This is a genomic window from Pseudomonas sp. Sample_10 (assembly GCF_004321495.1).
GTDB lineage: Bacteria > Pseudomonadota > Gammaproteobacteria > Pseudomonadales > Pseudomonadaceae > Aquipseudomonas.
In genome coordinates, this window is sequence record NZ_RCOE01000162.1 from 1 (window position 1) to 22,408 (window position 22,408).

Annotated in this window: 16 protein-coding genes; 9 read left to right on the top strand and 7 right to left on the bottom strand. The window is 58.0% G+C overall.

What is annotated here, in order from left to right; translation table 11 throughout:
* The 4 genes from D8U18_RS16240 to D8U18_RS16255 form a co-directional block, all read left to right on the top strand.
* Positions 1–683: putative PEP-binding protein (locus tag D8U18_RS16240; protein ID WP_131108000.1), on the top strand; the 683-nt coding region annotated here is incomplete at its 5' end.
* Positions 683–1,624 (top strand): 1-phosphofructokinase, encoded by a 942-nt coding sequence (gene pfkB, locus D8U18_RS16245; RefSeq protein ID WP_131108001.1) that lies wholly within the window; start codon positions 683–685, stop codon positions 1,622–1,624. The genes D8U18_RS16240 and pfkB, both read left to right, overlap by 1 nt.
* A gap of 11 nt (positions 1,625–1,635) precedes the next feature.
* Positions 1,636–3,387, top strand: coding sequence for a PTS fructose-like transporter subunit IIB (locus tag D8U18_RS16250; protein WP_130906248.1), 1,752 nt, complete (start codon positions 1,636–1,638; stop codon positions 3,385–3,387).
* A 168-nt stretch (positions 3,388–3,555) separates the two neighbouring features.
* Entirely contained in the window at positions 3,556–5,097 is a 1,542-nt protein-coding gene (locus D8U18_RS16255) for an alkaline phosphatase D family protein (protein WP_131108002.1), read from the top strand.
* Positions 5,098–5,244: 147 nt separating this feature from the next.
* On the opposite strand, the gene D8U18_RS16260 is transcribed toward D8U18_RS16255, so the two are convergent.
* Positions 5,245–7,773: a sulfite reductase flavoprotein subunit alpha gene (locus tag D8U18_RS16260; protein ID WP_131108003.1), complete on the bottom strand. Its 2,529-nt coding sequence runs from the start codon at positions 7,771–7,773 to the stop codon at positions 5,245–5,247.
* 200 nt (positions 7,774–7,973) lie between these two features.
* Positions 7,974–10,298 carry a TonB-dependent siderophore receptor gene (locus D8U18_RS16265; protein ID WP_130908136.1) on the bottom strand — a complete coding sequence of 775 codons (2,325 nt, stop codon included), beginning with the start codon at positions 10,296–10,298 and terminating at the stop codon, positions 7,974–7,976.
* A 207-nt stretch (positions 10,299–10,505) separates the two neighbouring features.
* Between D8U18_RS16265 and D8U18_RS16270 the strand changes: the two genes are divergently transcribed.
* The 4 genes from D8U18_RS16270 (at position 10,506) to D8U18_RS16285 (ending at position 15,349) form a co-directional block, all read left to right on the top strand.
* Positions 10,506–11,186, top strand: a complete 681-nt coding sequence (locus D8U18_RS16270) for a Fe2+-dependent dioxygenase (protein WP_056854985.1) — start codon at positions 10,506–10,508, stop codon at positions 11,184–11,186.
* A gap of 57 nt (positions 11,187–11,243) precedes the next feature.
* The gene (locus D8U18_RS16275) at positions 11,244–11,945 is read left to right on the top strand and encodes a tetratricopeptide repeat protein (RefSeq protein WP_056855257.1); all 702 of its coding nucleotides are present in this window, start codon (positions 11,244–11,246) and stop codon (positions 11,943–11,945) included.
* 260 nt (positions 11,946–12,205) lie between these two features.
* Positions 12,206–14,422: an alpha-xenorhabdolysin family binary toxin subunit A gene (locus tag D8U18_RS16280; protein ID WP_131108004.1), complete on the top strand. Its 2,217-nt coding sequence runs from the start codon at positions 12,206–12,208 to the stop codon at positions 14,420–14,422.
* 48 nt (positions 14,423–14,470) lie between these two features.
* A complete protein-coding gene (locus D8U18_RS16285) occupies positions 14,471–15,349 on the top strand; it encodes a hypothetical protein (protein WP_131108005.1) in 879 nt (292 codons plus the stop codon).
* Between the two features lie 90 nt (positions 15,350–15,439).
* Here D8U18_RS16285 and D8U18_RS16290 read toward each other — a convergent pair whose 3' ends face one another.
* The 5 genes from D8U18_RS16290 to D8U18_RS16310 form a co-directional block, all read right to left on the bottom strand.
* Entirely contained in the window at positions 15,440–16,603 is a 1,164-nt protein-coding gene (locus D8U18_RS16290; RefSeq protein ID WP_131108006.1) for a type III PLP-dependent enzyme, read from the bottom strand.
* Positions 16,604–17,256: 653 nt separating this feature from the next.
* Positions 17,257–18,414 (bottom strand): ABC transporter ATP-binding protein, encoded by a 1,158-nt coding sequence (locus D8U18_RS16295; protein ID WP_056854988.1) that lies wholly within the window; start codon positions 18,412–18,414, stop codon positions 17,257–17,259.
* Entirely contained in the window at positions 18,411–19,064 is a 654-nt protein-coding gene (locus D8U18_RS16300) for an ABC transporter permease (RefSeq protein ID WP_131108007.1), read from the bottom strand. The genes D8U18_RS16295 and D8U18_RS16300 overlap by 4 nt, the downstream gene beginning before the upstream one ends.
* 12 nt (positions 19,065–19,076) lie before the next feature.
* The gene (locus D8U18_RS16305; protein WP_131108008.1) at positions 19,077–19,970 is read right to left on the bottom strand and encodes a glycine betaine ABC transporter substrate-binding protein; all 894 of its coding nucleotides are present in this window, start codon (positions 19,968–19,970) and stop codon (positions 19,077–19,079) included.
* A gap of 20 nt (positions 19,971–19,990) precedes the next feature.
* Complete coding sequence (locus D8U18_RS16310; RefSeq protein ID WP_056854991.1) at positions 19,991–20,707, bottom strand: ABC transporter permease; 717 nt, start codon at positions 20,705–20,707, stop codon at positions 19,991–19,993.
* Between the two features lie 341 nt (positions 20,708–21,048).
* Here D8U18_RS16310 and D8U18_RS16315 point away from each other — a divergent pair.
* Positions 21,049–22,408, top strand: a 1,360-nt coding sequence (locus tag D8U18_RS16315; RefSeq protein WP_131108009.1) for a peptide chain release factor 3, incomplete at its 3' end; no start/stop codon positions are given.

A 22,408-nucleotide genomic window follows, 5' to 3' on the forward strand; every position in this document is an offset into this window, starting at 1 on the left:
TCGGCGGTGACAAACCGCTGCCTTATTGGCCGATTGCCAAGGAAGAAAACCCGTTTCTCGGCGTGCGCGGCATTCGCCTGACCCTGCAGCGTCCGCAGGTGATGGAAGCGCAGTTGCGCGCCTTGTTGCGCGCTGCCGACAACCGTCCGTTGCGGATCATGTTCCCGATGGTCGGCAGCGTCGATGAGTGGCGTCAGGCACGAGACATGACCGAACGCCTGCGCCTGGAAATCCCGGTGGCGGACCTGCAACTGGGGATCATGATCGAAGTGCCGTCGGCGGCGTTGTTGGCGCCGGTGCTGGCCAAAGAGGTCGATTTCTTCAGTGTCGGCACCAACGACCTGACGCAATACACCCTGGCCATCGACCGGGGTCATCCGACGCTTTCCGCCCAGGCCGATGGCTTGCATCCGGCGGTGCTGCAACTGATCGATATCACCGTTCGAGCGGCCCATGCCCATGGCAAGTGGGTCGGTGTCTGCGGTGAGTTGGCGGCCGATCCGCTGGCGGTGCCGGTGCTGGTCGGTCTGGGTGTGGATGAGCTCAGCGTCGGTGGTCGCAGCATTGCCGAGGTCAAGGCGCGGATTCGCGAACTCAGCCTCAGCCAGACTCAAATTCTTGCCCGAGAGGCGCTCGCCGTGGGCAGCGCCAATGAAGTGCGCGCACTAGTGGAGGCCCTGTAATGGCCCGGATTCTTACCCTGACCCTCAACCCGGCGCTCGACCTCACCGTCGAGTTGTCGCGCCTGGAGCCCGGTCAGGTCAATCGCAGCGACGCCCTGCACAGCCACGCCGCCGGTAAAGGGGTGAACGTGGCACAGGTGCTGGCGGACTTGGGCCATCAGCTGACGGTCAGTGGTTTTCTCGGTGAAGACAATCTGCAAGCGTTCGAAACCCTGTTCGCCAAGCGCGGTTTTGTCGATGCATTCATCCGTGTTCCCGGCGAGACCCGCAGCAATATCAAACTGGCGGAAAGCGACGGGCGCATCACCGACCTCAATGGTCCGGGACCGATGGTCAGCGCGGCGGCGCAACAGGATTTGCTTGATCGGCTTGACCAGATTGCGCCGGGGCATGACGCCGTCGTCGTCGCGGGCAGTCTGCCGCAGGGTGTCAGCCCGCAGTGGTTGCAGGCGCTGATCGTGCGCTTGAAAAGCCTCGGTTTGAAAGTCGCCCTCGACACAAGCGGCGAAGCATTGCGCGCCGCGCTCACGGCCGGCCCATGGCTGATCAAGCCCAACAGCGAAGAGTTGGCAGAGGTGCTGGGCAGCGAAGCAGTTTCGGTTCTGGCCCAGGCAGAAGCGGCGAACCGTTTGCACGCCCTGGGTATCGAGCATGTGGTGATTTCCCACGGCGCTGATGGTGTGAACTGGTTCAGTGTCGGTTCGGCGCTGCATGCCACGCCACCCAAGGTCAGCGTCGCCAGCACCGTGGGCGCTGGTGATTCCTTGCTGGCCGGCATGCTGCACGGATTGGTCAGTGCCGATACACCTGAGCAAACCTTGCGAACGGCCACGGCAATTGCCGCGATGGCGGTTACCCAGATCGGTTTCGGTATCAGCGATGCGGCGCGCCTGGCGCAGCTCGAACAGGGTGTGCGCGTGCGTCCCCTGACAGAACAATAAGAGGGTTGGTCATGAAGTTAGCCATTGTTACTGCCTGCCCGAACGGCATGGTCACCAGTGTGCTGTGCGCCCGTTTGCTGGACGCAGCAGCCCAGCGCCAGGGTTGGAGCACCAGCGTCGAGATCAGCGATGCGGCGCACCCCGAGCGGCAACTGTCGGCGGCCACACTCGATGCGGCCGAATGGGTGTTGCTGGTCACCAGTGCGCCGGTGGACATGTCGCGATTCGTGGGCAAGCGCATCTACCAGAGCACCCCGGCCCAGGCCCTTCAGGATGTGGAATCAGTGTTGCGCCGCGGGGCTGAAGAAGCTCAGGTTTACACAGCGCCTGAAGCCGTCGCTGAAGCCGTCGTGGAACCGGCGGGGGCCGCAAAAAATGCGCCGCGCCTGGTCGCGGTCACCGCGTGTCCGACCGGTGTCGCGCATACCTTCATGGCCGCCGAAGCATTGCAGCAAGCGGCCAAGCGCTTGGGCTACGACCTGCAAGTGGAAACCCAGGGCTCGGTCGGTGCGCGCAACCCGCTGAGTGCGCAGGCCATCGCCGATGCCGACGTGGTGTTGCTGGCAGCAGACATCGAAGTGGCCACCGAGCGTTTCGCCGGCAAGAAAATCTACCGCTGCGGCACCGGCATTGCGCTCAAGCAAGCCGAAGCGACATTGAACAAGGCCCTCGCCGAAGGCACCCAGGAAAGCGCAGCGACGGGTGCCAGCGCCGCGGCCAAAAAAGACAAGACCGGCGTTTACAAGCACCTGTTGACCGGCGTCTCGTTCATGCTGCCGATGGTGGTAGCGGGCGGCTTGATGATCGCCTTGTCCTTCGTGTTCGGCATCACTGCGTTCAAGGAAGAGGGCACGCTGGCGGCGGCGCTGATGCAAATTGGCGGCGACACGGCGTTCAAGCTGATGGTGCCGTTGCTGGCGGGCTACATCGCCTACTCGATTGCTGACCGGCCGGGCCTGGCGCCGGGGATGATCGGTGGACTGTTGGCAAGCACCCTGGGCGCTGGATTCATTGGCGGGATCATCGCCGGTTTTATCGCCGGTTACGCGGCGCAGGCGATCAACCGCTACGCGCGTTTGCCGCAAAGCCTCGAGGCGTTGAAACCGATTCTGATCATCCCGTTGCTCGCCAGTTTGTTTACCGGTCTGGTGATGATCTATGTGGTCGGTAAACCGGTGGCGGGGATGCTTGCCGGGCTTACGCATTTTCTCGACAGCATGGGCACCACCAACGCGATTCTCCTCGGCGTGCTGCTGGGCGCGATGATGTGCGTCGACCTCGGCGGACCGATCAACAAAGCCGCTTATGCATTTTCGGTGGGACTGCTGGCGTCGCAGAGTTATGCACCGATGGCCGCGACCATGGCCGCCGGCATGGTGCCGCCGATTGGCCTGGGGATTGCCACGTTCATCGCCCGACGCAAATTCGCCCAGACCGAACGCGAGGCCGGTAAAGCGGCGTTGGTGCTGGGGTTGTGCTTCATCTCCGAAGGGGCGATTCCGTTTGCTGCGAAAGATCCGTTGCGAGTGATTCCGGCGAGCATTGCCGGCGGTGCGCTGACCGGTGCGTTGTCGATGTATTTCGGCTGCAAACTGATGGCGCCCCACGGTGGGTTGTTCGTGATGCTGATTCCGAATGCGATCAATCATGCGTTGCTGTATCTGTTGGCGATTGTCGCCGGGAGTTTGCTGACGGCGGTGGTGTATGCGCTGGTCAAGCGCCCGGAGACGGTTGAGTTGGCGCTGGAGCCGGCCAAGGCCTGAGGCGAAACCTTGTAGGCGCCGAGCTTGCTCGCGATGACGGACTGACATTCAACATCGAGGTGAATGAAACACCGCCATCGCGAGCAAGCTCGGCTCCTACAAGGATCGCGGTTTCACATCAGCGTCACGGACACGTGCTTAAGTTTTTCCTTTTCCAGGGAGAACACCATGAGCGATTTCAACCTTGGCCGTCGTCGTGTGATGCAAGCGGTCGGCGCCGGACTGTTGTTGCCGGGGCTGGCGCCGGCGGTCATCGCTTCGGTCAAGGATCGACCACAACTCACCGACGGCGTGCAGTCCGGCGACCTGTTGGGAGACCGGGCGATTATCTGGAGCCGCAGCGACCGCCCGGCTCGAATGGTGGTGGAATGGGACACCCGCAGTCTGTTCCCCAACCCTCGGCGTTTCGTCTCGGCATTGGCCGATGCCCGCTCCGATTTCACCGCCCGTGTCGAGTTGACCGGGTTGCCCGCCGACCAGGCGATTTTCTATCGCGTACAGTTTGAAGATGCCCAGAGCGGCGTCGCCAGCGAACCGTGGTTCGGCCACTTGCGCAGCGTGCCGCAAACCCGGCGCGACATTCGGTTCGTCTGGAGCGGCGACACCATCGGTCAGGGCTTCGGCATCAACCCGGACATCGGCGGCATGCGCATCTACGAAGCCATGCGTTTGCGCCTGCCGGACTTCTTTATCCACAGCGGCGACACCATCTACGCCGACGGCCCCGTACCCGCCCAACTCACCACCGAAAGCGGTCGCGTGTGGCGCAACATCACCACCGAGGCCAAGAGCAAAGTCGCCGAAACCCTCGACGACTACCGCGGCAATTACCGCTACAACCTGATGGACGAAAACATCCGTCGTTTCAACGCCGAAGTGCCGCAAATCTGGCAGTGGGACGACCATGAAGTGGTGAACAATTGGTCGCCAGGCAAGCAACTGGATGAGCGCTACAAGAGCCAAGATATCCACAGCCTGGTGGGCCGCGCGCGTCAGGCCTGGCTCGAATATGCACCGATGCGTTTGCAGAGCGCCGATGGTGGCGGACGGATCTATCGCCAGCTCAGTTACGGACCATTGCTCGATGTGTTTGTGCTCGACATGCGCAGTTACCGCGAGGCCAATGACGACAACCTGGGTGGCGCCAAACCCTTCCTCGGTCGTGAACAACTGGACTGGTTGAAAGCATCGTTGAAAGCTTCGAAGGCACAATGGAAAGTCATCGCTGCCGACATGCCCATCGGCCTCGGCGTGCCCGATGGCGAGGTCAGCCCCGGTGTCGGACGCTGGGAGGCGGTGGCCAATGGTGATCCGGGACCGGCCCAGGGCCGCGAGCTGGAAATTGCCGAGCTGCTGGGGTTCCTGCGGGCGCAGCAGGTGCGCAACTTCCTGTTCCTGACGGCGGATGTGCATTATTGCGCCGCGCATCACTACCACCCGGAGCGCGCCGCGTTCCAGGATTTCGAAGCGTTTTGGGAGTTCGTCGCAGGTCCCCTGAATGCCGGGAGCTACGGGCCTAATCCGCTGGATAAAACCTTCGGCCCGCAAGTGGTGTTCCAGAAAGCACCGCCCGCGCAGAACATTTCACCGTTTGCCGGGTTTCAGTTTTTCGGTGAGGTGAATATCGAAGGGCAAAGCGGGGCGTTGAGCGTGGTGTTGCGTGATCTGGATGGGGTTTCCGTCTTTGAACAGACGTTGCAGCCGGTGTGACCCGCTGATGGAGTATCGTTCCCACGCTCTGCGTGGAAACACCTCTACGGACGCTCTGCGTTCGGCTTTTGGGACGCAGAGCGTCCCAGGGCCGCATTCCCACGCAGAGCGTGGGAACGATCAACGACAGGGGCAGGTGCGCAGTTGTCAGTACACGTCGCGGCGGTAGCGGCCTTGTTCGATCAGGCGCTCGACTTCGGCAGCACCGAGCACATCATTGAGCACTTGATCGACCCCGGACGCCATGCCCTGCAAGCTGCCGCAGATGTAGATCACCGCGCCGTCCGCCAGCCATTTCTTCAACTCGCCGGCCGATTCGCGCAGGCGATCCTGCACGTAGATCTTCTCGGCCTGATCCCGCGAGAACGCCAGGTCCAGGCGCTGGAGATCTCCGGAAATCAACCACTCTTCCAGCTCATCGCGGCACAGGTAATCGTGTTGCCGATGGCGCTCGCCGAACAACAGCCACTGGCGTTGCTGGCCATCGGCAATCCGCGCCTTGAGCAAGCTGCGCAAGCCGGCCAGACCGGTGCCGTTGCCGATCAGAATCATGGGCACAGGTTCGTTCGGGAGATGGAAGCCGCTGTTGCGGCGCACCCGCAGACTGATGCTGCTGCCTACAGGCGCGTGTTCAGTGAGCCAACCGGAGCCGACACCGAGGCTGCCATCGGCATGCAGTTCCTGGCGAACGATCAACTCCAGAATGCCGTCGGCGGCAATCGAGGCAATGGAGTATTCGCGCTTGGCCAACGGCACCAGAGCGGCTACCAGCGCTTGCGCGTGCAGGCCGACCAGATGGCTGCGGTTTTCTGGCAGTTGGCGGCTGGCAAGGGCTTGCTCCAGCGGTTGCGACAAACCGTCGAGTTCAATCGTTGCCCGTCCATCGATGCCCAGGCCATCAAGGAAATGTTCGATCGCCCAAGGGCAGTTGCGCGGCAACACTTCCACCAGATCGCCAGCCAGCCAACTGCTGGTGGTGGGTGCGGTGAGGCCCAGCAAATAGACGGGCGAACCGCTGCTGTCCGGGTTGATTTGTTCGCGGCGGGTCAGGGTCCAGTTGTCGTAGCTCGGCGCTTGCCAAGTGTCCACCGGCGCCTGACCGGTCAACTGGCCCAGTTGTTGCTGCCAGTGACGCAAGGCGTAAGGGTCGCCACTGTCGACTTCCACGGGGGCGAACAGGGTCTTGCCGCCATGTTCGCCGAGCCAGCTGTGCAGGCGTCGGGCGAATCCACAGAAGTGTTGATACTGGCGGTCACCGAGGCCGAGTACCGCATAGTTCAGGCTTTCCAGGCTCAAGCTGCGGCCCAGTAACTTGCGTTCAAACCCCCGGGCGCTATCGGGTGCTTCGCCGTCGCCGAAAGTGCTGACCACGAACAAAGCGTTGCTCGAATCACGCAGATCCTGCTCGCTGACATCCGCCAACGGCTGGACCTTGACCGGCAGGCCGGCGGCCTGCAATTGGCCGGCAGTCTGCCACGCCAGTTGCTCGGCGAAGCCGCTCTGACTGGCGAAGCCGATCAGCCACGCTGGCACATCGCTGGCTGATTGGGCCAGCCCTTTGCGTGCGTCCTTGATCTGGCGTTTCTTGCGTCGACGATCGAGGTACAGCAGCCAGCCCGTGATGAAGAACAGCGGCATGGTCAGCGCGGTGATCGTCAGGATGATCCGCCCACCAATGCCGAAGAAACTGCCGACGTGCAGCGCATAGATGCTGGTCAGCAACTGTGCCTTGAAGCTCTTGTCGCTGTAGCGCTCGTGCCGCTTGATGACGCCGGTGAGCGGATCGAGGGTGATCTGGTTCAGCGCGCGGTCGTGGGGCGAATCCTTGAGCAAATAGAAAACGGTCGCCGGTTGTCCGGCCACCGGTGGCATGCGGGTGTTATAGAAACTCAGGCCGGGACCGGCCGCGCTGTAGATGCTGCTCCACATGGCCGAGTAATCGGCTGTCGGCGCCGGGCCTTTCGGTGCCGGGCCACGACCACCACGAACGCGTTCGTTCTGCGGTGAGTCGGAGAGCAATTTGTTCAGACCCTTGTTGTACCACTCGTAGGACCAGGACAGCCCGGTCAGCGCTGCCAGGAGATAAAACACCAGGCACCAGGTGCCGGCGATCGAGTGCAGGTCCCAGTTGAAGCTGCGACCTTTTTTCTTCCAGTCGAGAGTCAGCCACGCGCGCCAGCTTTTCCACTGGCGCGGCCAGCGCAGATAGAGGCCGGACAGGCAGAAGAACACCAGGATCAAGGTACAGGCGCCGGTGATTTGCCGCCCGGTATCGCCCATGGCGAGAAAACGGTGCAGTTGCAGCATCAGGCCGAAGAACTGCTGGCCAGTGGCGTCGCCCAGCAATTCGCCGGTGTACGGATCGAAGAAACGCATGGGGCCGCGGCGCTCACCCGGTGCCGGGGTGAAGAAGGCTTTTGCGGCGACGTCGTTGTCGATGTCGACCGAGAGCATCGCGATTTTCAGGTTCGTGGCCGCTTCGATCTTCTCCACCAATTCAGCGGGCGGCAGCACACCGGCGACCTGTTTCTGCACCTGCAACACAGAAGGATTCAACGCATACAGGATCTCGTCCTGAAACGATACCGTCGCCCCGGTAATGCCCATCAGGGCCAGGACAAGTCCGGCGCTGATGCCAAAAAACCAGTGCAACTGGAACAGGGTTTTCTTCAACACGTCGCTCGCCTTGTTCGTTCAAAAGTTGTCATCACGGCGCGCATTATGCCGTGGGTTGTCGAGAAACATTCCTTTTACACACAAAAGCTGTGGGAGCGAGCTTGCTCGCGATGGCGGCCTTACAGTCAACATGCATGTTGAATGTTATGGCCCCATCGCGAGCAAGCTCGCTCCCACAGCGATTGTCGTATGACAGTCAATCAGAAGTGGAAGTTGGTGCTCAGCAAAGCAGTACGGCCCGCCGCCTGGTTGGCGAAGTGAGTCGAGAACGCTTTGTCGTAGTAGGTTTCGTCGGTCAGGTTCTGCACGTTCAATTGCAGGTCGACGTTTTTGGTCAGCTTGTAGGCCGCCATCGCATCGTAGCGAACGTAGGAATCAACCATGGTGGTGTTGGCTGCGCTACCGAACACGTCGTCGACATAGAACGCGCCGCCGCCGATGGTCAGCTTCGGCGTGACCTGGTAAGTCGTCCACAGGCTGGCACTGTTCTTCGGTGTGTTCGGCAGTTCGTTGCCATTGTTGGCTCGGTTGGCTGGCATGTCGCCGCCATCGATTTGCTCGCTGTCCATGTAGGCGTAACCGGCGAAGACCTGCCATTTGTCGGTGAGCTTGCCAGTGGCCGACAGTTCGAAACCTTGAACGCGAGTTTTGCCGACGTTTTCGTACGTGGTGGTGTTGGTTTGTACCCGAGCGTTTTCTTTCTCGGTGCGGAAGATGTCGGCGGTCAACGACAGACGATCGTTCAGCAGATCCCACTTGGTACCGATTTCGTAGTTCTTGGTGGTTTCCGGCTCCATGTCGCTGGCCAGCAGGTTACCGTTGCGATCAGGCGTGCCACCCAGCGGGTTGCCGTCCTGGCCTTCGCCCAGGGTCGCGCCCGGTGGGGTGGCGGATGTTGCGTAGGACGCATAGATGCTGCCGTTTTCCGCGGGCTTGTAGACCACACCGAACTGACCGGTAACGAATTCGCTGACATCATCGCCCTTGGAGGTGGTGGTGCCGGCCGCGTTGTAGGTCTTGTAGTCGGTGTCGAAGTGGTCGTAGCGCAGGCCCATGTTCACCAGCCACTGCTCGGACAATGTCAAAGTGTCGAACACGTAGAGCGCGTAGGTTTTACCCGTAGTGTCGGTGCCGGCATAGTTGCGCGAGATCGCGCCGTTCCATGGGTCGCTCGGGTTCGGGCTGGACAGCGAGGTGCAGTTGTAACCGCTTGGCGCGCCGATCAGCGCGGGGCTGCAATTGGTGGTCGCTGCGGCAGTTCTTGGCGTGGTGTCGGTGTTGACGTTGTACGAGGACTTCTTGCTTTCTTCGCGGCTCAGCTCGATACCGGTGGCGAAGCTGTTCTTGAAGCCGGCGATGTAGACGTCGCCAAACAGGTCGGTCTGGTTGGTGGTGGTCTCGGTGTTGCTGACGCGGGTGTTCGCACGGCGCCAGACGCTGCCATTGTTGACGTTGCCCTTGCTGTCGTCCGGCTGGGTCAGGATGTAGTCCTGCATGCTGTTGCCATGACGCAGGGTGTTCTTGACCGTGAGCGCGTCGCTCAGGTCGTGCTCGATGGCAATGGTGGCCGTGTCGACGCGGGTCTTGCGGAAGTCGCGGTTGTCGAGGCCATAGAAGTTGCTGCTGTCGCCGCCGTCATCCGGTTTGTCCGGATTGGCCTTGGTACGCGCCGCCGAGCCTGCGGTCGGGATCGAATAAGGAATGCCCGAGTCTGGCGTGTCGTTGCTTTCGAGGTGGTAGTAGTCGAGGTTGACCCGGGTGTCGGTGCCCAGGCCGAACGCCAGCGACGGCGCCACGCCCCAGCGATCGTAGTCGACGCTGTCACGGCCGGCGACGTTGCTCTCGTGGCTCATCAGGTTCAGACGGCCGGCGACGGTGTCGGAAAACTGATAGTTGCCGTCCATGGTGTAACGCTGGGTCTGGTCGGAGCCCCAGGTGAAACCACCGTCGAACGAGTCGCCCAGATGCGCTTTTTTGCTCACAAGGTTGATGCTGCCCCCGGCCGCGCCGCGGCCGCCGATGGCCGAGTTCGGGCCTTTGCTGACTTCGATCGACTCTACGGCGAAGATCTCGCGGCTCTGCGAACCGGTATCGCGCACGCCATCCAGATAGGTGTCGCCTTGGGCATCGAAACCACGAATGAACGGACGGTCGCCTTGCGGGTTGCCACCTTCACCGGCACCGAAGGTGATGCCGGGAACGGTGCGCAACGCGTCCTGCATGTTCATCGCGCCCGTGTCCTTGAGGACTTGTTGCGGGATGACCGTGATCGAACGCGGAGTGTCAACCAGCGGCGCGGTGTACTTGGGTGAGGAGGCTTTTTCGACGTTGTAGGAAGTGTCGTCCTGGGCTTCACCGGTGATGGCCGTGGCACCGAGGGAAATCGTGTTGCCCGGCGCTTTCTCGTCGGTTTTTTCAGCCGCGAAAACCATGTGGCCAGCGGAGCCGGCGGTGATTGCCACGCCAATTGCAGAAGCGAGCAAACGCGGTGAGCTGACCGGTAATTGTGGGTGTTGACGTGACATTTTGATTCCCCTCCCCAAGGATTTGAGGCGGCGGAATATAGGGTAAACACGTATTTGTAGCAATTGCGAAATATTGCTATTCGCACTGAATTTACATTCTTTACAATTTGACCTTACGGTTTTTGCTGCTTCGTTCGTCTAGCGGGTTTTACACAGGCAATAAGAATCAATACCATTGGCGTCCTTTTGCTTCCAGGTGTCTACGCCATGCTGCTGCACATTCCAGGCTTGTTCGAAAAAGAAGAAGTGCAGCGCATCCGCGAGGCTCTGGAACAGGCTGATTGGGCCGACGGCAAGATCACCGCCGGTTACCAGTCGGCCAAGGCGAAGCACAATTTGCAATTGCCGGAAGGCCATCCGCTGGCCAAGGAGATTGGCGCGGCCATGCTGGAGCGACTGTGGAAAAATCCGCAGTTCATGTCAGCAGCACTTCCGCACAAGGTCTTTCCTCCGTTGCTGAACTGTTACACGGCCGGTGGCAGTTTCGATTTCCACATCGATAACGCCGTGCGCCAACCCAAGGGCAGCATCGAACGGGTACGCACTGACCTGTCGGCCACGCTGTTCTTCAGTGAGCCCGAGGACTACGACGGCGGCGAACTGGAAATCCAGGATACCTACGGCACCCAGCGTGTGAAGTTGCCCGCCGGCGACATGGTCCTGTACCCCGGCACCAGCCTGCACAAGGTCAACGCGGTGACGCGGGGTACGCGATACGCCTCGTTCTTCTGGACGCAGAGCCTGGTGCGTGAAGACAGCCAGCGCGCACTGTTGTTCGAGATGGACGGGGCGATCCGCGACCTGACCCGCGATGTGCCCGATCACCCATCGTTGATCCGCTTGACCGGCACTTATCACAATCTGTTGCGCCGCTGGGTCGAGGTGTAAGTGGCGGATTTTCGTTTGCGCCGCGAGGAAGTCCTCGACGGTGACCAGCTTAAAACCATGCTCGAGGAAAGCCCGGCACGCGCTGCACAGGCGATTTTGATCGCCGCGCGTGAGGGTGTGCTCGACGCTCAGGCCTTGCTCGGGCAAATTTTGCTGGATGGGCAAGGTATTGAGCAGGATCAGCCGCTGGCTGTGCGCTGGTTCGAGATCGCTGCCCAAGGCGGGCATTTGATGGCGCGCAACATGCTGGGTCGTTGTCATGAACACGGTTGGGGTTGCGTAGCCGATGCGACGGTTGCTGCGGGGCATTATCGCCAGGCTGCCGAAGCCGGACTGGATTGGGCGATATACAACTATGCCAATCTGTTGGCGACCGGGCGTGGCGTGGCGGTGGATCAGCGGCAAGCCTTGAGTCTGTATCGCCAGGCAGCCGAACTGGGCCATGCGAAGTCGATGAATCTGTTGGGGCGTTATCTGGAGGAAGGCAAGTTTTGCCTCGCTGACCCACTCGCGGCGCGAAGCTGGTATCGACGCTCGGCGCTCGGCGGGGATTTTCGTGGGCAATTCAGTTATGCAGGGCTCCTGGCGGAAGAAGGACAAATCGGCGAGGCTCTGGAGTGGTTGCACAAGGCGTTGGCGGGAGGAAACAGCAATTTCCTGCGGGTGAGCGTTGTAGCCTTGTCGAGCGCAAGACATCCGCAGATTCGTGGGATGGCTGAAGTTTATCAACAGCGATTATCACAGTTGGTCACGTCGTAACAGCTTCGCTGTTCATTAATTAATAGAAAGCCCATATTAAAATCTCGCGCTGTAAAAGTTGGCGGGCGGGATGGTTGTTGCTGGTCTGGTTATTTTATTAATGTCTGCTGTCTTGAATTTTAATAGTTAAAGACTTGTTGATTTGTTTCGTATCGCCTTAAGGTTGTTTTCACAGTATTGAAAAGTGTCGCCGGAAGCGGCGCTTGAATATTGTTGTTGTTAATTCTTTCTTAATACTCGACGAAGACAAGGAGTCTCTGATGGAGTTGAAAACGAATAATGAACTGGTCGAAGCTGCCGCCAAAACACCCCAGGTGTTTGTGAATGCATCGTTAGGTGAGGGTGAAGAGCATCACCGTGGAATGGGGATACAGTTGACCAAGGAACAGATCATCAGTCTCAAGAAGTATGAAACGTTAGGGCTTTCTCTTCCTGTTCGGCTACAAGATGTAATTGCATACTTGAATTACGGCGCGGGTGATGAGGGGGGCAAGGGGCTGACGGCGAGTGATTTTTTACTTACATTCACTTTGACCTATAACCATGCCAAGCGCTGGTCACCATTACGCCGGGACATAATGCTGACAGGCAACGAGCTGAAAATTTTTGCCGGCAGCATCCTCAGGACAGGTTACTCAATTGTAGAGGTGTATGAGGACCTCAAGATATCGAAATATCTGGAAGAACATAATATCAATACGCCGGAAGAGTATCTGAAACTGAAAATGAAAGTTCCAGGCCTCCCCAGTGATGAGGTGTCTCCCGGAGATGTAAACGAAATTCGAATCTACCTCAATGATCTGCTGTTCAAGGTCACGCAATGTCATCAAAGCGCCGAGTCGGTACGAACCAGACTGAACGAGTTTGGCCACGACATGCTCACGAAAGTGCTGCCGCAAATCAGGTTGCGACTTGAGTTTGTTAAGAACAATACCTATGGGGCAGATATACAGGTTCTGCAGGATGAAATTGATCAGCGCTCAAAAGAGATTGAGGATCTCAACAAGCAATATGATCAGATGGTTCAAGAGGCAATCAAGGCAGCAGCGACCTTGAATGTTGGCGGTTTGATTCTCGGCATCTACCAGGGTGTCAAAGCTGAGCAGATACGCACTCAGCGTAACAAGCTTAAAGATTTGCAAAGAACCGCGAATCAATTGATGGCCAGCAAAAGCCAGACACTGAGCTCTTTGAACAGAGTGCGTGATGATCTGCAGAACCTGAGTTACGTTGCGGTTGAAGCTGAAGTGGCGACTCAAAACCTTATGCTGGTATGGAATGCGTTGAGTAACTACATCGCGGCTTCCATGCAAGACGTTACCAAGCTGGATGAAGCAACCTCCCTGAGACGATTCAAGAATCAGATACTCAGTATTGTCGAGCCTTGGGAGCAGATAAAAGTAGGTTCGGATCAGTTGCTCAGCGTGTTCGCAGAGGCTGATAAAGAATATGAGAGCAATCGTTTGGTTTTTGGGGAGGGGATGGCAATGCGTGGGTTGATTTATAGTGTGGATGTTCCGGTTTTTAATGTGGTCAAGCTGCGTGGTCATAATGCTGAAGTGCAAGGGGCGAATACTTCTGCGCAAATGCTTTTCGAACAATTCGATTACTTGCCGGGCACTGTTGTTACGATGAATAGCGTAGCGTTCAATATTAACAAGATTACATTTGAGCTGCGCAAGAATGCTCAGGACTTTACTCTTTTTCTTGAGCGTGCCGAGAAAAAGCTCAAAGGCTACCAGGCAGAATTGGTTAATCCGGAGGATGCGGATGAAGTACGGGAGGATATGGAGGTGGAACTCAATAACCTTTCCAATAAAGTCTGCGCACATGCTGAGGATCTAAAAAGCATTCAAAGGGGTATTAGCATCCCATATGATCGGGAGGCTCCTGAAGGATGGATTGTAGCGCTCACGCAGGATCGGATATTCACGGAAGACCTCAAGATTAAAACCGAGGAAAAATTGGCCGAGCTGACTGAGCAGATGAAGTCGGTGTCCGAAGCGATTGACTTGATCGCCAAAGCTGGCGTCGAAAAAATTGGCGAAGAAGCTCAATTGTCACTTGAAAGTTTGAAAGCGTTGGGTTTGGCACCCCCGCAGGTCCAGGTTGCGTTATTTGCTGTTGATATGCTTAAGAAAATAATCTCGGGTATAGGTGAGGCTATTTCTTTTCTCAATATGGTGGCCGCGTATAACCGACTCGCCGAGAAGGCAACTGATTTGCGAGCGCACTCGCAAAAGTACGCCAGGCATATTCTCCAGATTGATGGGAAAATCACTCTGGTCAAGACATTGAACGAGGTGGATGACGGTCGTTCGAAATACGTGAATGAGTTTTCAAAGCTGAAGAATGATGTAGAAAAATTTTCTCGTGAGTTCAAGCAAGATGCTTCGATTTCCGTCGAAAAGCGAGCGGATAGTGCAATGTCCAAAATAGCGGAAGTTGTCAAATACATGAAACCAGTTTATCAATAAACAGGATTTAGGGGGTGGTCATATGCCCATCCCCTTCAAATGATGAATATGAATTCACAAGACTATGGTTTTACATCAGCGCAACGGCGCATTTTAAATCGATACAGCACTTTTCTAGGTTCTTTGTATCCGACCTTTGATCGTATATCGCTTATGTTTGAGCATCGTAGAAAAAATGGCCATCAACTTGCCAGTCTGCCCAAGGACTCGCGCTTGGTGAATGCCCCGTTCAATGAGCGATATTTAAAGACCTTTTGGGGGCGTACCAGAGAAACTTTGCTTTTAGGCGAAGCTTTTTTTTCAGATCTCGAAATATTCACTCGTGAATGTTTGGAGATGACCGGAAAAACCTCGCGGGATGAGCCCATTGATCTGGTGGATTTCAGGCAGTTCAGTTTATCCAGGTCCCCGACCTGGATGTTATTTCCGCCAACGAAGGTGCCAGATTTGATTCATGAACTGGCTCTTCGATTCGATGAGCTAAGAATCGCGGTAGGAGAATTGAAATTTACGTTGGGAGAAGTATATGTAGAATCGTTTGGGTTGAGGTCGGTATTCACCACAGCCATGGAATATCGGTCCTGTAATTGCCATGCAACGCCAAAGGTTGCACAGGCGTTATTCGGCGAGCCTGTGACTACTCCGGTCTGGGACTTCAATTACTCTTCGAGGGACCCTTCAGTCAGCGCTGAAGAATATAAGGCAGATATTGCAGCGTTATTCACCGGGTTCGTTGCGGTGATCGCTCAGATGCAGTTATTCATTGAGGAGCTTTATCGACGTATCCATGGGGTGTTCATTGAGCTGCTCCGGGCAAAGACGGCAGCGAGGCTCGGCGAATTAAACTTCAAGCTGGCCGGCACCCTGGAGGGCGCTGGTGAGTGCGTGAAGATGATGAACCACCTTGAGCTTTGGCTTCGTGAATGAAAAAAAGCCCATAAAATTTATGGGCTTTTTTAATGGAATGTCTGGTCCTGAACACGGGTTACCCTGTTTCAGGACCAGAGAGGATGCCTATCAAACGTAAAACGATTTCAGCGGCGGAAAGCCATTGAACTCAACGGCGCTGTAACTGGTGGTGTAGGCACCGGTCGACAACCAGTACAGGCGATCACCGATGGCCAGGTTCAGCGGCAGGCCGTACTTGTAGTTTTCGTACATGATGTCGGCGCTGTCGCAAGTCGGGCCGGCGATGACCACTTCTTCCATCTCGCCTTTCTTTTCGGTCCAGATCGGGAACTTGATGGCTTCGTCCATGGTTTCGATCAGGCCGGAGAACTTACCCACGTCGGTATATACCCAGCGCTCAACCGCAGTGCGGGACTTGCGCGCGACCAATACCACTTCACTGACCAGGATACCGGCGTTGGCGATCAGCGAGCGGCCGGGTTCGAGGATGATTTCCGGCAGGTCATCACCGAAGTCTTCCTTGAGGAAACGGATGATTTCTTCAGCGTAGGTTTCCAGGCTGTTGGTGCGGGTGATGTAGTTGGCCGGGAAGCCGCCGCCCATGTTGATCAGCTTCAGTTCGATGCCGTCTTCTTCTTTCAGACGCTCGAAGATTACTTTGACCTTGGCGATAGCCGCGTCCCAGACGCTGATGTCGCGCTGTTGCGAACCGACGTGGAAGGAGATGCCGTAGGGCACCAGGCCGAGGTCACGGGCGAGGATCAGCAGGTCCATGGCCATGTCGGTCTGGCAGCCGAATTTGCGCGACAATGGCCAGTCGGCGGTGGTCGAGCCTTCGGTGAGAATACGTACATAGACTTTCGAACCCGGCGCTGCTTTGGCGATGTTGCGCAGGTCGGCTTCGGAGTCGGTAGCGAACAGACGTACGCCCTTCTCGTAGAAGTAGCGGATGTCCCTGGATTTCTTGATGGTGTTGCCGTAGCTGATCTGGTCGGCGCTGACGCCGCGGCTCAGCACTTTGTCCAGCTCGTAGATCGAGGCGATGTCGAAGCTCGAGCCTTTCTCTTTGAGCAGGTCGATGATTTCCACGGCCGGGTTGGCCTTGACCGCGTAGTAGACCTTGGCGAATTCGAAACCGGCGCGCAGGTCGTCATAGGCCTGGCTGATCATCGCGGTGTCGATCACCACGAACGGGGTTTCTTGCTTGTCGGCGAACGCCTTCATTTTCTGAAAGGTTTCGCGCGCAAAATAGTCTTCGACCTGGATCGACATACTTGGGACTCCTAGTGGCAAACGTCGTTAATCAATGGGTGCAAATGAACGTCCTCCGTATCCCCACTTTGGTTCGCCTACTTCCCAAGGCATGTCGCCGAAAGCAAAAAGGCCATGGGAAGTGCAGCTTTCCCTTGGCCTTGCTGTCTCGTCGTCAGTACTTGAGCCGGATGGATCGTTTCCAGCATGGACGTTCGGCGCGAACTTTAGGGCGTGAGGGGCTTGAGATCAACAAAAAATGTCGCGTTTTTGCACGCTTCTGACGTGCGTACCCGATATCACTCTTTGTAGCGGACCTGTGTGACGGGCAGATGTTCCCCGTGATTTTTCCAGTGTTAAAAATACCTGCACGTTCGATGCTTTTGTCAGCTAGTTCGTAGAGAAGTGTGATGGCGTCAACATCGGCGACGTTGGCGGCTAGAGGCGGGTGTGAAGGCGATTTTGATTAATGTGGCGGGTGCTTTAGCAGTGCCAGAGCCCACCTCGGTGTTGATATTCTTTTCCAGTCTTTGAAAACACAAAAAACTGTGGCGAGGTAGCTTGCTCCCGCTGGACTGCGAAGCAGTCCCCGCTTTTTTAAAAGAGGGGCCGCTTCGCGACCCAGCGGGAGCAAGCTCCCTCGCCACAGGTTCGGTGTGCGACCTTTTAATCGATCAGGCGACCACGGCCTCTGCTGGCGAGACGATACTGGTCTTCATCCCGCGTGAACGACCTGAACTCAGATAGGCTGCAATGGACTCCTGCGTCACTTCACCCAAAAACACCCGCTCGGCATCCATCACCGGCAGCCACGAACGGTTGAACTCATACATCCGTGACAACAGGATGCGCAAATGTTCGTCGTAGGCAGCGGTGGCGTTGAACTCGCGCAGGTATTGCCCGCACGTGCCGGTCTGGCGGTGCAGGTCGCGGCGGCGCACGTAGCCCAGCGCCTTGTTCTCGGTGCAAGTCACCACCACGTAACGGCGGTCGTGCTCGTCCATCAATTCCAGCGCCTCGGCCACGGGTGTTTCGGGGCTGACAGAGGGCGCGTTGTCCGCTGCGTCTTCGGCTTTCACCAACAACAGGCGCTTAAGGGTGCTGTCCTGACCGACGAAGCTGCTGACAAAGTCATCCGCCGGATGCGCAAGCAGTGTGTCCGGATGGTCGATCTGCAGCAGCTTGCCAGCGCGGAAGATCGCGATCTTGTCACCGAGCTTGATGGCTTCGTCGATGTCGTGGCTGACCATGATCACGGTCTTGTTCAGCGCCCGCTGCATTTCGAAGAACTCGTTCTGGATCATTTCGCGGTTGATCGGGTCGACCGCGCCGAACGGTTCGTCCATCAACAACAGCGGCGCATCGGCCGCCAGCGCGCGGATCACGCCGATTCGTTGTTGCTGGCCACCGGACAATTCCCGTGGATAACGATGCAGGTATTGCTTGGGTTCGAGCTTGATCATGCTCATCAATTCGCGGGCGCGGTCGTGGCATTTCTGTTTGTCCCAGCCGAGCAATTTCGGCACTACCACGATGTTCTCTTCGATGGTCATGTTCGGGAACAAACCGATCTGCTGGATCACGTAGCCGATGTTGCGACGCAGGGTCACTTCGTCGAGGCCGGTGGTGTCTTCGCCGTTGATCAGGATCTTGCCCGAGGTCGGCTTGATCAGGCGGTTGATCATTTTCAGCGTGGTGCTTTTGCCGCAACCCGATGGCCCGAGGAACACGCAGATCTCGCCTTCATTGACGGTCAGGCTTACCGAGTCCACGGCTTTCACATCTTTGCCGTTGCTTTGGAAGGTCTTGCTGAGGTTTTGAAGTTCGATCATTTGAGGAGTCCTTTTGGAGTCAGCGAACGTTGCAGCCATTGCAGAAGCAGGTCGGCGAAGATGGCCAGCAAACTGACCAGCACGGCGCCGACAATCAGCATCGACATGTCGCTGCGGCTGATGGAAGCGAGGATGAGTACGCCCAATCCACCGGCACCGATGGTGGCGGCGATGGTCATGACGCCGATGTTCATGACCACGGCGGTGCGCACACCGGCAAGGATCACCGGCACGGCAATCGGCAGTTCGACCATGCGCAGGCGCTGGCCGAAGGTCATGCCGATACCTCGCGCGGCTTCACGAATACCCGGTTCGACACCGCTCAGCGCCAGGTAGGTGTTGCGCATGATCGGCAGCAGTGAATAAAGGAACACCGCAGTGATCGCCGGCATCGGACCGAGGCCCTGGCCGAATTTCGAGTAGAACGGCAGTAGCAGGCCGAACAGCGCAATCGACGGCACGGTCAGCAGCACCGTGGCGCTGGCCTGCAAAGGCCCGGCGAGGCTCGGGAAGCGTGTCATCAAAATGCCCAGCGGCACGCCGACCACGATCGCCAGGGTTACGGCGATCCCGACAAGCGTGATGTGTTGCCACGTCAGGTGCAAAACCTGCGACCAGTCGAGATGGGAAAAGGCGTTCAAGAATTCCATGACTTTTCCTCCTTAGTTAATCGGGTGGCGGCGCAGGAAATCGGCGGCGACGGCTGACGGACTTTGATGCTCGACATCGACCCGCGCGTTGAGCTCGCGCATGGTGTCGTCGTCGAACAGTTCAGCCAGTGGCTTGAGCTGTTCGGCGAGTTGCGGATGCGCATCAAGGTAGGCCTGACGCACCACCGGTGCGGCGGTGTAGTCCGGGAAGTAATGCTTGTCGTCTTCCAGCAGTTTCAACTTGAAGGCGTTGAGTCGACCGTCGGTGGTGTAGACCAGTCCGGCAAACACCTGGCCGTTGCGCAGCGCGGTATAGACCAGGCCAGCGTCCATCTGGCGGATGTTCTTGCGGGTCAGGTTCATGTCGTAGAGCTCGACCATGCCTTCGAGTCCGTCCGAGCGATTGGCGAACTCGGTGTCCAGCGCCACCAGGTTGTTGGTCTGGGCTTCCTTGCGCAGCACCGAGTTGAGCTCGCTGATGGTGTTGATCTGTGGGTACTGGTCAGCGACGTTTTTCGGCAGGGCGAGGGCGTAGGTGTTGCTGAACTTCGACGGAGTGAGCCAGACCAGGCCTTTTTTCGCGTCGAGTTCTTTGACTCGTGCGTAGGACTGTTCGCTGTCGAGTTTTTCAGTGACATGGTTGTAGGAAACCAACGACACGCCGGTGTATTCCCAAAGCATGTCCAGTTGCCCACTTTCGTGGGCACTGCGGGCGAGGTTACTGCCCAGGCCGCCGGTGACTTGCACCTCGTAACCTTTGGTACGCAGGTATTGCGAAGTGATCTCCGCCAGCAGGGTCTGTTCGGTGAACACCCGGGCGCCGATGCGAATAACCGGTTTTTCCGCGGCTTGGGCAAATCCTGCAAACAGCAGAACGCAGCCCAGTAAAAAGCTTGATGTTTTCATGATGATTCCTTTGCCGAGGCTTAAGACGGGCGCAAACCGCGTTCGAGCCAGAGACGGCTGGCGAGGGTCACCAGGCCATCGAGCAACAAGGCCAGCAGCGCGGTACACGCGGCGCCGAGCAGCAGTTGCGGCTGATTGTTCAGGGCAATACCGGGGAAGATCAGGCTGCCGAGGCTGTTGGCGCCGATCAGGAAGGCCAGCGGCGCGGTTCCGACATTGATTGCCAGTGCCACGCGCACGCCGCCGATGATGATCGGCACGGCGTTGGGCAATTCGACACGCCACAACACTTGAGTGGGCGTCATGCCGATACCGACCGCGGCTTCCTTGAGTGAGCCCTGGACGTTTTTCAGGCCTTCGTAGGTGTTGCGCACGATGGGCAGCAAGGAGGCGAGGAAGAGGGCGAAGATCGCCGGGCCACTGCCGATGCCGAGGATCCCGAGGGCGATGGCCAGAACGGCGAGAGGCGGAACCGTGTTGCCGATATTGAAGAACTGCATGAAGCGCTCGGCGCGGCCGATCATGTTCGGGCGGCTGAGGAATATGCCGGCAGGGATGCCCACGACAAGGGCGGCCAGCATGGAGGCGAGGACGAGAATCAGATGAGCTTGCAGGTAAAACAACAAATCGTCGCGGTAATGTTCGATCGTGTTGATGCCGATCCAGTGGATCAGCAGGGCCAGAAGGGCGATTACCAGCACGCCTCCTATCAGCCCTTTGCCATAGCGAATAGCCACAGGCGGACTCCTTTTTTTCAGTCGGCGAACGCCATTCCGTGTGGCATGCCATGCCTGGCTGCCGGAATAACGTTCGCGAGAAGTAGCTGATACCGAGCGCGCGCCCTGTAGGGACGGCGTACGGCTTATCGAGCCATAAGCGCAGCCTCGTCAGGCCGACAATGCAGATGTTTCATCCCCTGACGAATGGTCGTAACGGGGGAGTGGACGTCTCCGTGATTCAAAAGGTTCCCATCTGAAACAGCATTTGGCCACCCCTGATGTGCTCAACGGTTCGGTTCTTCGATCAACTTGGGCTATAATCTGCGCCCTTTTTTGAATCACCTGCCAGGCGATTTCCCATGACCAAACAGGCCGCCGAAGTCGCGAAACGCCGCACTTTCGCCATTATTTCCCACCCCGATGCCGGTAAAACCACGATCACCGAAAAGCTCTTGCTGATGGGCAAGGCGATTGCGGTAGCCGGCACGGTGAAGTCTCGCAAGTCCGACCGCCATGCCACCTCCGACTGGATGGAAATGGAAAAGCAGCGTGGTATCTCCATCACCACGTCGGTCATGCAGTTCCCGTATCGCGAGCACATGATCAACCTGCTCGACACCCCGGGCCACGAAGACTTCTCCGAAGATACCTATCGCACCCTGACGGCGGTGGACTCGGCGTTGATGGTGCTCGACGGCGGTAAAGGTGTAGAGCCACGGACCATTGCGCTGATGGACGTCTGCCGTCTGCGTGACACGCCGATCGTCAGCTTCATCAACAAACTCGACCGTGACATCCGCGACCCGATCGAACTGCTCGACGAAATCGAAGCGGTCCTGAAGATCAAGGCCGCGCCGATCACCTGGCCGATCGGCTGCTACCGGGACTTCAAAGGCGTGTATCACCTGGCCGATGACTACATCATCGTCTACACCGCCGGTCATGGTCATGAGCGCACCGAAACCAAGATCATCGAGAAGCTTGATTCCGATGAAGCGCGCGCGCACCTGGGCGACGAGTACGAGCGCTTCCTCGAACAACTCGAGCTGGTGCAAGGGGCCTGTCATGAGTTCAACCAGCAGGAATTCCTCGACGGCCAGCTGACCCCGGTGTTCTTCGGTACGGCGCTGGGCAACTTCGGTGTCGACCATGTTCTCGACGCTGTGGTCGATTGGGCTCCGCGCCCTCTGGCACGGGTGGCCAACGAGCGCACCGTGGAGCCGGTGGAGGAGAAGTTCTCCGGCTTCATCTTCAAGATCCAGGCGAACATGGACCCGAAACACCGCGACCGCATCGCCTTCATGCGTATCTGCTCGGGCAAGTACGAAAAAGGCATGAAGATGCGCCACGTGCGCACCGGCAAGGACGTGCGCATCGGCGATGCCCTGACGTTCTTCTCCTCCGAGCGTGAGCAGCTTGAGGAAGCGTTTGCTGGCGACATCATCGGCCTGCACAACCACGGCACCATCCAGATCGGCGACACCTTCAGCGAAGGCGAAGTCCTGGGCTTCACCGGCATCCCGCACTTCGCCCCGGAACTGTTCCGCCGCGTGCGCCTCAAAGACCCGCTTAAATCCAAGCAACTGCGCCAGGGCCTGCAACAGCTGGCCGAAGAAGGCGCGACCCAGGTGTTCTTCCCGGAACGCAGCAACGACATCATCCTCGGCGCCGTCGGTGTGCTGCAGTTCGATGTGGTCGCCAGCCGTTTGAAAGAGGAAT